We start from the raw sequence: 13,266 nt of genomic DNA on the forward strand, positions 1-13,266 counted from the left end.
CACGCGCCCGGCCCGTCGCCTGCCAATTGCAGGGCCAGGCTCAGTCCTCCGACAGATAGGACGCACCACCCAGCTGGCGCGCCTGGCGTTGGATCCACGCGGCCCGCCGCTGCACATACGGCCCAGGCTTTGCCGCATTGTAGCGACGCGGTGCCGGCAACACCGCGGCCAGGCGCGCGCTCTCGGCCGGGCTCAGCCGGGCAGCATCCTTGCCCCAGAATTTCTGCGCTGCCGCTTGCGCGCCATACACACCATCACCGAATTCGGCAATGTTGGCGTACATCTCCAGGATCCGCTCCTTTGGCCACAGCGCCTCGATCAGCACCGTGTACCAGACTTCCAGGCCCTTGCGGATCCAGCTTCGGCCCTGCCACAGGAACAGGTTCTTGGCCACCTGCTGGCTGATCGTGCTGGCGCCGCGCAGGCGCCCGCCCCTGGCGTTGTGGTCGCGCGCCTTTTCGATGGCCTGCAGGTCGAAGCCGTTGTGGTCGGGGAAGCGCTGGTCCTCGGCCGCCACCAGCGAGATCGGCAGGCTCGGCGCCATCTGGTCGAGGTCGCGCCACTGGTAATGCAGCCGATAGGACCAGTCGGCCTCGCCCAGCGCCTCGCCATAGCGCCACAGCATCACCATGGACACCGGCGGGTCGATGAACCGCAGCACCAGCACCTGCAGACAGCTGAAGGCGGCCAGCAGCACCGGCAGCCACAGCAGCCGCTTCCAGCGCCAGCGTCGCCGGCGCGGCGCGGCTACCACCGCCTCTACCTTGTGCTGCTCTCCCGCTGCCCCCATTACTGGTGCATCCTTCTTCTGTCTGGTTGTCGGCGCATTATCCGGCAACCGCCCCCGTTTACGCGCGATGTGAGCCGATGACCGCCAACCCCGATTCCCTGATCCGTTTCCTGCTCCCCGACGCCGGCGTGCGTGGCGTGCACGTGCACCTGCAGGCCACCTGGCAGGAAATCCTGTCCCATGCCGCCTACCCGGACGCCGCTGCCGAACTGCTTGGCGAGGCCTGCGTCGCCTCGGCGCTGTTCACCGGCCACACCAAGATCGACGGGCGCCTGTCGGTGCAGCTGCGCAGCAGCACCGCGCTGCGCACCCTGTTCGCCGAATGCACCGCCGCCGGCACCCTGCGCGGTATCGCCCAGCTCAGCGAGGGTGGCGACGCACCGCGTGACCTGTCCCGCCTCGGTGATGACGCAATCCTCGCCATCACCATCGAGAACCCCGGCCTGGACCCGCGCGAGCCGCAGCGCTACCAGAGCCTGGTCGCACTGACTGCGCCGGAACTGGACGAGGCCTTCGAGGACTATTTCCGCCAGTCGGAGCAGCTGCCGACCCGCCTGCTGCTGGCGGCCGACCGCAACGGTGCCGCCGGCCTGCTGCTGCAGAAGCTGCCGGGCGACGAAGGCGACGAGGATGGCTGGGCCCGCGCCAGCGCCCTGTTCGAAACCCTGGGCAAGGCCGAACTGCTGGCGACCCCGGCCGAGCAGCTGCTGCACCGCCTGTTCCACGAGGAGCGGCCGGAACTGCTGGGCGACAAGCCGCTGTCCTTCGCCTGCTCCTGCTCGCGCGAGCGGGTGGCCGGCATGCTGCAGTCATTGGGCGAGGACGAAGCCCGCGCGGCCGCCGAGGCCACCGGCGCCGTCGAGGTGCGTTGCGAATTCTGCGGGCGTGAGTATCACTTTCCATTGACGGAGTTCGGCATACTGTTCCACGGCGCCCAGGGGGCTGTAGCGGCGCCTGAACGACTTCAGTAAACGGCAGTCTTGTACCTGGGGAGGATCAAGGCTTGTTAAGAATTCATAAACACCCTAGGATCGAGTTCCCGTCCCCGCGGGAACTTCCGTTGTCCGTCCCTGTCTGAACTGGTCCGATGCGTACCTTCCTGCGTCTACCGCTGGCCCTGCTGATCGCCCTTGGCGCGATCACGGGCGTGCATGCGCAGAGCAAGGACACCCGCACCGTGCTGCCGGTATGGAACAAGGGCAGCGGCAAGGTCGAGGCGCTGCTGTACCTGGAGCCGACCGGCGAACAGGCAGCCGGCGCCCGCTGGCATTTCGGCCGCAATTCGCTGGACGCGGCCTTTGGCCTGTCCTCCGGCGATTCGCTGGGCCTGCTCTGCAACAGCAGCAGCGGTACCAGCATCAGTGGCCTGGCCAGCCATTGCATGCTGGCCAGCCTGGGCGACGAGGATGATCTGAACAGCCGTCGTTTCAGTGGTACCGCCGCGTTGAACCGGGGCAACAGCCGCCTGGGCATCACCGCCGGCACCGGCCGTGAAACCCTGCCCGCCTGGTTGTCGGGACCGAACAAGACGCCCTCGCTGCGCGCCGAGCAGAACGATCTGACTGTGTTCGCGCAGAAGAACATCGGTCGCGAAGGCTTCGTCTCCATTGCCGGCACCTACGCCAAGGCACGCCTGGTACCGCTGGCCGACGCTTCGCCGGCCATCGTCGATCGCTGGGACAGCAAGAGCCTGAGCATCGGTGCCGGTTACGGCAACTTCACCGGCAGCATCATCGGCCGCGTGGTCGACGTGCCGGGCAAGCCCGGCAAGTGGGAAGGCCTGGGCATCGGCCTGACCTGGCGCACCCCGTGGTCCGGCCAGCTGACCGTCGGCGCCGAGAACGTGATCAGCCGCGGCAAGAATCCATTCTCCCCGCGCAACGAAAGCAACGACGACGGCACCGTGCCGTACGTGCGTTACGAACAGGATCTTTGATCCCCCTATCAGGTTCAGCAACGCTATTTCCGAAGGCGCCGAAAGGCGCCTTTTTTGCATGTGCGTGCCTGCCTCGCACTCGCATGATCGTTATCGATCGCAGAGCGCATCGACATATTGGGATACATATGGGTCGAAACTTTTTTCATCATTCTGCGTTAACAAACGAGGCAGGCCAGCATAGCCCTACCAGCAACCCGTTGATTGGACTGGAAAAAGCGCTTTTTTACCAAAATCACAGACTTCATTAACACAGCTTTAATTCTTGGCGAACGCCCGTTACTATCGGGTCAGCCTCGCGATTTGGGAGCGCTTTTTCGCTCCCCCGCCGGGCACTAACCCCAGCCAAGATTTCTTGGAGAGAGAGAGAGCCAATGAAACTCAAGTCCAGCCAGCTGCGTGACGCAGTTGTGATCGCGCTTGTCGCCGGTGCCACCACCGCGACGGCCCACGCCCAGGAAGCCACCAACCTCGACCGTATCGAGGTCACCGGTTCGCGCATCCGCCAGGTCGATACCGAGACGGCACAGCCGGTGTTGAGCCTGAGCCGCGCCACCATCGAAAAGAGCGGCTTCAAGACGGTTGCTGACGTGCTGCAGAACATTTCTGCCGCCGGCAGCCCGGCCATCAGCCGTTCCGAACCGCTGTCCTCCGGTGAAATGGTCGGCGGCTACTACATCGACCTGCGCAACCTGGGTGCACAGCGCACCCTGATCCTGGTCGACGGCAAGCGCCTCGGCGCCAGCGTCAGCGGCTATCAGGACGTGTCGCAGATCCCGTCGGCCATCGTCGAGCGCATCGACGTGCTGAAGGACGGTGCTTCCTCGGTGTACGGTTCCGATGCCATGGCCGGCGTGATCAACATCATCACCCGCAAGAACTTCGAAGGCCTGGAAGTCAACGCCTACACCGGGCAGTACAGTGAAGGCGACGGCCAGAAGCAGAGCGCCGATTTCGTTGCCGGCTTCACCGGCGATCGCGGCTCGATCACCATCGGTGCCGAGTACTCCAACGAAAAGGCGGTGTGGGCAAAGGACCGCTGGTTCTCCGAATCGTCGCGCACCAATCGCCATCCGACCGCCGGCTGGACCTCGGTCAGCCAGTGGGGCTCGGTGTTCGACCCGACCGATCCGGACGCACCGTCGCTCACCCTCAACCGCGGCGGCAATCCTTACAACGCGGCGGACTTCCACGAAACCGACCTGACCCCGATCACCGGTGACGTAAGCAACTCCAACCAGCAGATGCAGCTGCTGACCCCGACAAAGCGTCGCAGCGTATTCGCCAACCTGCAGTACGACCTTACCGACAATGTCCGTTTCAGCGGTGACCTGCTGTACACCCGCCGCGAATCGGAAGCGCAGGTGGCCGGTTACCCGCTGCAGTCCGAAGCCTACGCCAACCTCGGTTCCATCTGGTCGGCCGACAGCTACTACAACCCGTTCGGCCAGGATATGGCGTATGTCCGCCGTGGCTGGGAAGTGCCGCGCGTTTCCAACAACAAGCTGACGACGTTCCGCTTCAGCGGCGCGCTGCAGGGCTCGTTCCAGTTCAATGACAAGTACTTCGACTGGGAAGCCGGCTACCTCTACCAGAACTCCGAAAACAACCAGAGCCAGACCGGCAACTACAACGTCCTGGCTGCCAACGCCGCCACCGGGGCCTCGTTCTACAACCCGGCAACCGGCCGCGTGGAGTGCGGAACCGCAGCGGGCCTGGCTGCGGGCACCAACCCAGCCTACGGCCCCGGCGCCGGCGGCTGCATCCCGTGGAACCCGGCCATTCCGTTCGGCCGCACCGGTGATGGCGGCTTGACCGGCAATCCGGACCTGCAGCAGTTCCTGTTCCCGACGACGCACAACGTCGGCGAAACCACGATGACGTCCTACTACGCCAACATTGCGGGCAGCATCCTGACCCTGCCGGCAGGCGACCTGGGCTTCGCATTGGGTTACGAGTACCGCGAGGAGAAGGGCAACTTCAATCCGGACGCGCTGTCGCAGTCGGGTTACTCCACCGACCTGGCGGCTGGCCCGACCGGCGGCAAGTACGACGTCAATGAAGTGTACCTGGAGCTGAACGTACCGATCCTGGCCGACCTGCCCGGTGCCAAGGAACTGAGCCTGAGCGCAGCCACCCGCTTCTCCGACTTCAGCACCTTCGGCAACACGACCAACAGCAAGTTCGGCCTGAAGTGGCGCCCGATCGATCAGCTGCTGGTTCGTGCGACCTACTCCGAGGGCTTCCGCGCGCCGACCATCGCCGACCTGTACGGCGGCAGCTCGCAGTCCTTCGAGTACTTCACCGATCCGTGCGATACCTCGTTCGGTCTGGCCGCAACCGACGCCGCCACGGCCCAGCGATGCGCTGCCGCCCTGGGTGCCCTGGCCCCGAACTTCCGCCAGCTGAAGCAGGGTTACGTCCCGGCGGAAGGCCCGGATGAGCAGAGCCCGGTGCCGTTCACCTCCGGCTCCAATCCGAACCTGACTCCGGAAACGTCCAAGTCCAAGACCGTTGGCCTGGTCTGGAGCCCGACCTTCGCCCCGGGCCTGAACCTGAGCCTGGACTGGTTCAACATCAAGATCGAGAACACGATCGTTTCCGATACCCCGACGGATCAGCTGAACGACTGCTACGTTCTGGGCATTGCTGAGCGCTGCAGCACCTTCACCCGTGACGCCACGCTCGGCTACGTCAACAACCTGACCTACGGCAGCCGCAATGCCGGCTTCATCGAAACCGAAGGCTTCGACTTCGATGCAAGCTACCGCTATGCGACCGACACCTGGGGCAGCTTCAACTTCAACCTGCAGAACACCTACGTCACCAAGAACGTTCTGAAGACGGCCAATGATGACTCCCCGGTGCAGATCTACAATGGCTTCGGCAGCAACTTCCGCCTGCGTTCGAACCTGACCGTTGGCTGGGAATTCGGCGACTTCGGCATCACCTGGGGCACCCGCTACTTCTCCAGCGTGAAGGAGCGTTGCTACTACGCCACCGAGTGCTCGCTGCCTGACTACGGCTCGCCGGATCCGGCTCGCAACCAGGCGCAGAACAAGCGCGGCGCCACCACCTTCCACGACGTCCAGTTCTCCTGGAACGCGCCGTGGAATGCGACCATCGCGGTCGGTGCACGCAATGTGTTCGACCACTACGGCCCGCAGATGTACTCGGCGCCGAACTCGCAGTACTCCTACTACGGCGGCTACGACATCGGTCGCCTGATCTACATGCAGTACAAGCAGAAGTTCTGATCGGGAACCTGATCAGCGGATGCAGCAACGGCCCCAAAAGGGGCCGTTGTTCTTTGTGCGCCATGGAAGGGCGCTGGCCAGCGCACAACAAAAAAGGCCGCAGCATCGCTGCGGCCTTCCTTCGAGATCATTTCCGGGCGCTCATCCGTTCGGAATCAGCGTCTCGATCAGATGCTCGACGTACGCTTCGAAATCCTCGCGCGCCTGCTTGGGCTGCTGCAGCTGCAGCGACAACTGCAGGAAGCCGACATAAGCGGCGTACGCAAGGCGTGCGCGATGACGCGCGTCGGTCGAGCTGAGGCCGGCCTGGCGGAACGAGGCGACCAGGTAGTCGAGGCGACGCTGCGAGACCCGGTCGATCACCGGCCGCACCATCGGATGATCCAGTGCCTTCAGCAGCTCGCTGTAGATGATGTGCGGCTGCACTTCATGCGCCACCATCTGGAACAGCTGGCGCAGGCGCACGCGCGGATCCGGTACGTCTTCCAGGCTGCCGAACACCTGTTCCTGTTCGAACAGTTCCCAGCGTTCCAGCGCCGCCTGCAGCAATGCATCGCGCGAAGGGAAATGCCAGTAGAAACTGCCCTTGGTAACGCCGAGCCGCCGTGCCAGCGGCTCTACCGCGACAGCGCCGACACCTTGTTCAGCAATCAGATCGAGGGCCGCCTGGGCCCAGTCTTCGGCACTCAGGCGGCTGTTGCGGCCGGCGCGCGGTTCGCCGGCGGAAGCGTCAGGTTGATTCATGGACTGATTTAACCATACGCCGGGGTTCGTTGCAGTACGCGGTTGCGGTCGAAACCGTCGCAGGCCCCTCGGAAGGGTCCCTCCACACGCATTCTGCAACGCACCATACCGTGCAGTATTGACTTCCCCTCGAAGCCCTCCATACTAGCAAGTATGGTTATGTCCCCAACTCCCGCTGCGTTCCATGACCTGCGCCTGGACGCCGCCCATGGCGCCCGCCTGGCGGCGACCGTCAGCGACCATGGCCGGCGCGGCCGGGTCCTGTTTGCCCATGGCTTCGGCCAGACCCGCCACGCCTGGAATGCCACTGCCCGCGCACTGAACGCGGCCGGCCTGCAGACGCTGGCCTACGACGCCCGCGGCCATGGCGATTCGGACTGGAATGGCGCCGACCTGCCCTATCACGGCGAACAGTTCGCCGACGACCTGATCGTGCTGGCCGGCGAACAGCCGCGCCCGCCGGTACTGGTTGCCGCTTCGATGGGTGGCCTGTTCGGCCTGCTGGCCGAGTCGCGCTGGCCGGGCCTGTTTTCGGCGATGGTACTGGTCGACATCACCCCGCGCTGGGATACCGCCGGTGTCGAGCGCATCCTCGCCTTCATGACCGCCCATCCCGACGGCTTCGCCTCGCTGCCCCAAGCCGCCGACGTGATCTCGGCGTACATGCCGCACCGTCCGCGCAAATCCGAGCAGTCGCTGCGTGCGCTGCTTCGCGAGGACGGCCACGGGCGCTGGCGCTGGCATTGGGACCCACGCCTGGTGGCCGAGCTGGCCCGCGACAGCGAGCAGCACCAGGACGCACTGGCCGAAGCCGCTCGCCAGGTGAAGTGCCCGCTGCTGCTGGTCAGCGGCGGCCGCAGCGACCTGGTCACGCCGCAGACCGTGGCCGAATTCCTGGCGCTGGCGCCGCATGCGCGCCATGTACAGCTGCCGCAAGCGACCCACATGGTCGCCGGCGATGACAACGACGCCTTTACCGCTACTGTGTTGGACTATCTGGACGTGTTGCCTGCAGCGGACGCTGCGGCTTCGTCCGCCACAAACGAGCACGTCACCGGAGCACGCTCATGAGCATCGTTCTTCCCTTCCTCGCCCTGCTGCTGGCAGGCGCCTTCGTCGCCTACCACCGCATGCGGCTGGTTACCTGGACGCTGATCAGCGTGGCCCTGCTGGCCGCCTGCTGGTTCATTCCCTACATCAACCAGACCGCCACGATCGTCGCGGCCGCCGTATTGGCCGTCATCGCCGTGCCGCTGCTGCTGCCGTTCATCCGCAAGCCGCTGCTCACCGGCCCGATGATGAAGGTGTTCCGCAAGGTGCTGCCGCCGCTGTCGCAGACCGAGCGCATCGCGCTGGAAACCGGCTCGGTCGGTTTCGAGGGCGAGCTGTTCACCGGTGATCCGGACTGGAACATCCTGCTCAACTATCCCAAGCCGCAGCTGACCGCTGAAGAACAGGCCTTCCTCGATGGCCCGGTGGAAGAGCTGTGCACGATGGTCAACGACTGGGAAATCACCCACGTCCACGCCGACCTGCCGCCGGAGCTGTGGGCCTTCATCAAGAAGAACAAGTTCTTCGGCATGATCATCCCGAAGGAATATGGCGGCCTGGGCTTCTCCGCGCTGGCCCACCACAAGGTGATCCAGAAGCTGGCGTCGGTGTCTTCGGTGGTCAGCTCCACCGTCGGCGTGCCCAACTCGCTGGGCCCGGGTGAGCTGCTGGTGCACTACGGCACCCAGGAACAGAAGGACCAGTACCTGCCGCGCCTGGCCGACGGCCGCGAAGTGCCCTGCTTCGGCCTGACCGGTCCGTTCGCCGGCTCCGACGCCACCTCGATTCCGGACTACGGCATCGTCTGCAGGGGCGAGTGGAACGGTGAGCAGGTGCTCGGCGTCAAGCTGACCTTCGACAAGCGCTACATCACCCTGGCTCCGGTCGCTTCGCTGATCGGCCTGGCCTTCCGCATGTACGACCCGGATGGCCTGATCGGCGATACCCGCGACATCGGCATCACCCTGGGCCTGCTGCCGCGTGATACCGCCGGCGTCGAAATCGGCCGTCGCCACTTCCCGCTGAACTCGACGTTCCAGAACGGTCCGATCCGCGGCAAGGACGTGTTCATTCCGCTGACCCAGCTGATCGGTGGCGCAGCCATGGCCGGCAAGGGCTGGAACATGCTCAACGAGTGCCTGGCCGTGGGCCGCTCGATCACCCTGCCGTCCACCGCCAGCGGCGGTGCCAAGGCCGGTGCCGCCGTCACCGGCGCCTATGCGCGCATCCGCAAGCAGTTCGGCCTGTCGGTCGGCCGCTTCGAGGGCGTGGAAGAAGCGCTGGCCCGCATCGGCGGCAAGGCCTACAAGATCAGCGCGCTGTCGCAGGCTACCGCCGCGGCGGTCGATCGTGGTGACGTGCCGTCGGTGCCGTCGGCGATCGCCAAGTACCACTGCACCACCATGAGCCGCGAAGTGATCTCGGACATGATGGACGTGATCGGCGGCAAGGGCATCATCCTGGGGCCGCGCAACTTCGCCGGCCGCAGCTGGCAGGCCGCGCCGATCGCGATCACCGTGGAAGGCGCCAACATCATGACCCGCAGCCTGCTGATCTTCGGCCAGGGTGCGATCCTCTGCCACCCGTGGGTGCTGAAGGAAATGAAGGCCGCGCAGGATCCGGATACCCGTGCCGGCCTGCAGGAGTTCGACCGCAGCCTGTTCGGCCACATCCGCTTCGGCATCTCCAATGCCGTGCGTTCGTTCTGGTTCGGCCTGACCGGCGCGCGCTTCGGCGCCGCCCCGGGCGACGCCTACACCCGCCGCTACTTCCGCAAGCTGGACCGTTACTCGGCCAACCTGGCGCTGATGGCCGACATCTCGATGATGACCCTGGGCGGCAAGCTGAAGTTCAAGGAATCGCTGTCCGGCCGCCTGGGCGACGTGCTGAGCCATGTCTACATGACCAGCGCCATGCTCAAGCGCTACCACGACGAAGGTGCACCGCAGGCCGACCAGCCGCTGCTGGCCTGGGCCTTCCATGACAGCGTGCACAAGATCGAAGAGTCGCTGTCGGCCGCGCTGCGCAACTTCCCGATCCGTCCGATCGGCTGGCTGATGTGGGCGCTGATCTTCCCGCTGGGCCGTCGTGCCGAGGCTCCGGGTGATCGCCTGAGCCGCCGCGTCGCCGCCCTGCTGATGGCGCCGAACGAGGCCCGCGACCGCCTGGCCAGTGGCGTGTTCCTGACCCCGTGCGAGAACAACCCGGGCGGCCGCATCAACAGCTACCTGAGCAAGGCGATCATGGCCGAGCCGGTGGAGCGCAAGTTCCTGAAGGCGCTGAAGAGCAAGGGCATCGAAGCGCTGGACTTCAAGAGCCAGCTGGACGAGGCCGTGGCCGAGGGCGTGATCACCCAGGACGAGCGCAGCCTGCTGGAAGAGCTGCGTACGCTGACACTGGACACGATCACCGTGGACGACTTCGACACCCACGAACTGCGCGCGGCCAGCTACTACGACCGCCAGCACAAGGATCCGCATTCGCAGGCGGCCTGATCGCCCGCGACACGCGTTGCCTTCGACGGCGGGCCTCGGCCCGCCGTCGCTTTATCCGCCGACCGGAATACCCCTCATGTCCACGCCCCTGCTCTCGCTTTACCAACGCCTGCAGCGCTGGCCCGCCGGCACCTGGCTGTTCTCGCGCGCGGTGTGCTTCAAGGCCCCCTACTTCGCCAGCGTTGCGCCACGCATCACCCGCCTGGAACACGGCCGCTGCGAAGGCACGCTGGCCGACCGCCGCAGAGTACGCAACCACATCGGCACGGTGCACGCGATCGCGATGTGCAACCTGGCCGAACTGACCGCCGGGTTGATGGTCGATGCATCGCTGCCGAAGGGCATGCGCTGGATCCCGAAGGGGATGCAGGTGCAGTACCTGGCCAAGGCACGCGGCACGCTGCAGGCGGTGGCGTTGCCGGCACAGCCGATTGTCGTCGCGGCCGAGGGCTATGCGCTGCCGGTGACGGTGAGCGTGCGCGACCGTGCGGGCACGGAGGTGTTCAGCGCGGTGATCGACATGTGGTTGTCGCCGGCGAAGTAAGTTCCCGCGAACGGCGCAGCCCCTCGTGGGTGGACGCGGGATGCGGTTTATCGGTTGGGCCGGAGGGGTGGGGCCAGGCGGGGACGCCGCAAGTACGTCCGTGTAGCCTTAGCCGCGCCATCCATGGCACGGATACCCCGCCCGCCCCCCCCCCTCCGGCCTCGGACGGATCTCTGCGGCGTCCACCCACGCAAGATAAAAAGAAGAGCAGAAGCAGAAGCAAAAGCGGCCCGATGGCCGCTGTTTTCATGCGCGCAGAACCCACGAGCGCAGCAACCCGCTGTTGCCCTTGATCTTCTTTTTCTTCTCCGTGGGCTGGCCGCACACGGAACCTGTCAGGGGTGGGGCGGGTGGGCCGTGCAGGGGCGTTGGCGCCATGGATGGCGCCATCGAGCTTACAGGGACGTACTTGCAGCGTCCCCTGTACGGCCCACCCGCCCCACCCAACACATGACCTGCTCTAAACGGCCAACCCACGAGGGGCTGCGCCGTTGGCTGGAAACTACACCAGCGCGCGAAACACCAACGCCAAGATCGCCGGCACCGCCTGGATCATGAAGATGCGGCGGCTCACGCTGTACGCCCCATAGCACCCCGCCACCACCACGCAGGCCAGCGAGAACGTCACCAGCACCGGCTGCCCGATCACCAGCCCCACCACGATGCCTGCTGCCAGGAAGCCGTTGTACAAGCCCTGGTTGGCCGCCAGCACGCGCGTGGTCTCCGCCTTCTCCGGCGTGTTGCGGAAGGTCTTCAGGCCCAGCGGGCGGGTCCACAGGAACATCTCCAACACCAGGAAATAGACGTGCAGCAGGGCGACGAGCAACGTCAGGATGAGCGCGATCCAGTACATGGGCAGTTCCTTGGACAGGGATGGGGGTCGGGCCCCGGGAAATCAGCGGTCGCGCGGTAGTTTCTTTTCTTCGCGCAGTACACCGAACGCGGCTGCGGTCATGCACGCGGCCACCAGCATGCCGCCGATGAACACCACGTGCGAGCCGAACAATGACAGGCCCTTGTGCACCCAGGCAAAGCTCAGGTCCGCACCGCGGTAGACCACGGTGTCGATCGCTGCGCCGGCCTTGTAGCGCCACTGCCGGTCCACGCGCGTGTAGATGGTCTCGCGCGCCGGCTTGGCCAGTGCGAATTCGCTGGCGCGGGTCATCACCTGCACCATCGCCACCAGCAAGGGCATCGGCGAGGCCGCCAGCACCGAGAAGCCGATCAGGATCGCGAAACCGGGAATCAGCAGCGCCGGCGCGATGCCGTGGCGCGAAAGCAGCCAGCGGGTCAGGCCCAGCTGCATCAACAGCGCCAGCGCATTCACTGCCAGGTCGATGCGCGAGAAGAACGCGGTGCTGGCTGCGGGGTCGGTGAACGCCGCACGCACGATCGCAGCCTGCTGGTTGTAGAGCAGCGTCCCCACGCCCACGCCGAACACCACCATGATCGCCAGCCAGCGCAGCAGCGGCTCGCGCACGATCAGTTTCAGGCCATCCAGCACACGACCGCCCATCGGCTTTTCGCCCGATACCAACTGCTGCTCCTGCTCGCGGAGCACCGCCCAGTGCCGCAAGCGCCAGATGCAGAACAAGCAGATCGCCAGGAAACCGGCCGACACCAGCATCAGGTTGGCGATGCCCACGCGCTGCACCAGCGCACTGGTGATGATCGGACCAAGGAAGGCACCGACGGTGCCCGCCGCGCCAAGGTATCCATAGAAGGCCCGGGCCTGCACATTGGAGAACACATCGGCCATGAAGCTCCAGAACACCGCCACCGCGAACAGGTTGAAAACGGTGATCCAGAAGAAGAAGGCCATGCCGCGGCCAGGCACGCCGCTGTCGAACATCATGTAAAAGCCAAGCAGGGTCACGATGAAGAACCCATACACCGCCGGCAGGAACACCCGTCGCGGGAAGCGGCTGACCAGCCAGCCGTACACCGGCTGCAGCACCAGCATGATCACGAACACGCAGGAGAACAGGAACTGCAGCACGAAGTCCTTCAACGCGATGCCGTGGCTGGCGAACCAGGCGATCAGCACGGGTGGGAACACCGTTTCCAGGTCTGCCGAGGCGGCCATGGCCTCACGCACCGGGCGCAGCACGTAGTAGCCGCTGAGCAGGCAGAAGAAGTACAGGAACGACCACCACAGCGCTGGCGACTCGCGCAGTGCCGACGTCAGGCCCTGCAGCGGCCCCTTCTTCCTTACCGCACTCACGCGGTGTCCCTCGCCTGAAGACGGCGGTTGGACAGCGGCATGGCAGGCTCCGGGGCGATGAAACGCGTACGTTAGCCAATGCACCGCAACATCGCCAGCGCGACGCGCCTTCCCGCGGGCGGATCAGCTCCGCTGATCGGCCCCGGATGACACGTTCCGATACATGCCTCCAGCGCCCCAAACTTCAAATTTTTCAACGAGATGCGCATTCATCTTCGCTTTGTTT

The 13,266-nt window shown here is 65.4% G+C and carries 10 protein-coding genes; 6 read left to right on the forward strand and 4 right to left on the reverse strand.

Features of this window, described 5'->3' with window-relative positions:
* Positions 1–40: 40 nt before the first annotated feature.
* Positions 41–790, reverse strand: a complete 750-nt coding sequence (gene mtgA / locus ACMGRF_RS13215; protein ID WP_005418407.1) for a monofunctional biosynthetic peptidoglycan transglycosylase — start codon at positions 788–790, stop codon at positions 41–43.
* 77 nt (positions 791–867) lie between these two features.
* On the opposite strand from mtgA, the gene ACMGRF_RS13220 reads away from it, so the two are divergent.
* The 3 genes from ACMGRF_RS13220 (at position 868) to ACMGRF_RS13230 (ending at position 5,983) form a co-directional block, all read left to right on the forward strand.
* Entirely contained in the window at positions 868–1,761 is an 894-nt protein-coding gene (locus ACMGRF_RS13220) for an Hsp33 family molecular chaperone HslO (protein WP_049412229.1), read from the forward strand.
* A 116-nt stretch (positions 1,762–1,877) separates the two neighbouring features.
* Entirely contained in the window at positions 1,878–2,726 is an 849-nt protein-coding gene (locus ACMGRF_RS13225) for a hypothetical protein (RefSeq protein WP_014648071.1), read from the forward strand.
* 374 nt (positions 2,727–3,100) lie between these two features.
* On the forward strand, positions 3,101–5,983 hold the full coding sequence (locus ACMGRF_RS13230) for a TonB-dependent receptor domain-containing protein (RefSeq protein WP_049412226.1): 2,883 nt from the start codon (positions 3,101–3,103) through the stop codon (positions 5,981–5,983).
* A gap of 141 nt (positions 5,984–6,124) precedes the next feature.
* Here ACMGRF_RS13230 and ACMGRF_RS13235 read toward each other — a convergent pair whose 3' ends face one another.
* Positions 6,125–6,727, reverse strand: coding sequence for a TetR/AcrR family transcriptional regulator (locus tag ACMGRF_RS13235; protein WP_005418411.1), 603 nt, complete (start codon positions 6,725–6,727; stop codon positions 6,125–6,127).
* A 153-nt stretch (positions 6,728–6,880) separates the two neighbouring features.
* Between ACMGRF_RS13235 and ACMGRF_RS13240 the strand changes: the two genes are divergently transcribed.
* From ACMGRF_RS13240 to ACMGRF_RS13250, 3 genes are all read left to right on the forward strand, one after another.
* Complete coding sequence (locus ACMGRF_RS13240; RefSeq protein ID WP_049412221.1) at positions 6,881–7,798, forward strand: alpha/beta fold hydrolase; 918 nt, start codon at positions 6,881–6,883, stop codon at positions 7,796–7,798.
* Positions 7,795–10,272 (forward strand): acyl-CoA dehydrogenase, encoded by a 2,478-nt coding sequence (locus ACMGRF_RS13245; protein WP_049412218.1) that lies wholly within the window; start codon positions 7,795–7,797, stop codon positions 10,270–10,272. Before ACMGRF_RS13240 ends, ACMGRF_RS13245 begins: the two co-directional genes overlap by 4 nt.
* Before the next feature lie 76 nt (positions 10,273–10,348).
* On the forward strand, positions 10,349–10,816 hold the full coding sequence (locus ACMGRF_RS13250; RefSeq protein WP_099487918.1) for a hotdog fold domain-containing protein: 468 nt from the start codon (positions 10,349–10,351) through the stop codon (positions 10,814–10,816).
* Positions 10,817–11,318: 502 nt separating this feature from the next.
* On the opposite strand, the gene ACMGRF_RS13255 is transcribed toward ACMGRF_RS13250, so the two are convergent.
* Both ACMGRF_RS13255 and ACMGRF_RS13260 read right to left on the reverse strand, forming a co-directional pair.
* Complete coding sequence (locus ACMGRF_RS13255; RefSeq protein WP_049415604.1) at positions 11,319–11,669, reverse strand: DUF1304 domain-containing protein; 351 nt, start codon at positions 11,667–11,669, stop codon at positions 11,319–11,321.
* Positions 11,670–11,711: 42 nt separating this feature from the next.
* Positions 11,712–13,040: an NTP/NDP exchange transporter gene (locus ACMGRF_RS13260; protein WP_049415602.1), complete on the reverse strand. Its 1,329-nt coding sequence runs from the start codon at positions 13,038–13,040 to the stop codon at positions 11,712–11,714.
* Between the last annotated feature and the right edge of the window lie 226 nt (positions 13,041–13,266).

This window comes from Stenotrophomonas sp. EMP41, assembly GCF_047495535.1.
GTDB lineage: Bacteria > Pseudomonadota > Gammaproteobacteria > Xanthomonadales > Xanthomonadaceae > Stenotrophomonas > Stenotrophomonas sepilia.

Excerpts from the sequence above, each read along its gene's own strand:
- mtgA (WP_005418407.1), bottom strand. The coding sequence starts at position 790 with ATGGGGGCAGCGGGAGAGCAGCACAAGGTAGAGGCGGTGGTAGCCGCG.
- ACMGRF_RS13220 (WP_049412229.1), top strand. The coding sequence starts at position 868 with ATGACCGCCAACCCCGATTCCCTGATCCGTTTCCTGCTCCCCGACGCC.
- ACMGRF_RS13225 (WP_014648071.1), top strand. The coding sequence starts at position 1,878 with ATGCGTACCTTCCTGCGTCTACCGCTGGCCCTGCTGATCGCCCTTGGC.
- ACMGRF_RS13230 (WP_049412226.1), top strand. The coding sequence starts at position 3,101 with ATGAAACTCAAGTCCAGCCAGCTGCGTGACGCAGTTGTGATCGCGCTT.
- ACMGRF_RS13235 (WP_005418411.1), bottom strand. The coding sequence starts at position 6,727 with ATGAATCAACCTGACGCTTCCGCCGGCGAACCGCGCGCCGGCCGCAAC.
- ACMGRF_RS13240 (WP_049412221.1), top strand. The coding sequence starts at position 6,881 with ATGGTTATGTCCCCAACTCCCGCTGCGTTCCATGACCTGCGCCTGGAC.
- ACMGRF_RS13245 (WP_049412218.1), top strand. The coding sequence starts at position 7,795 with ATGAGCATCGTTCTTCCCTTCCTCGCCCTGCTGCTGGCAGGCGCCTTC.
- ACMGRF_RS13250 (WP_099487918.1), top strand. The coding sequence starts at position 10,349 with ATGTCCACGCCCCTGCTCTCGCTTTACCAACGCCTGCAGCGCTGGCCC.
- ACMGRF_RS13255 (WP_049415604.1), bottom strand. The coding sequence starts at position 11,669 with ATGTACTGGATCGCGCTCATCCTGACGTTGCTCGTCGCCCTGCTGCAC.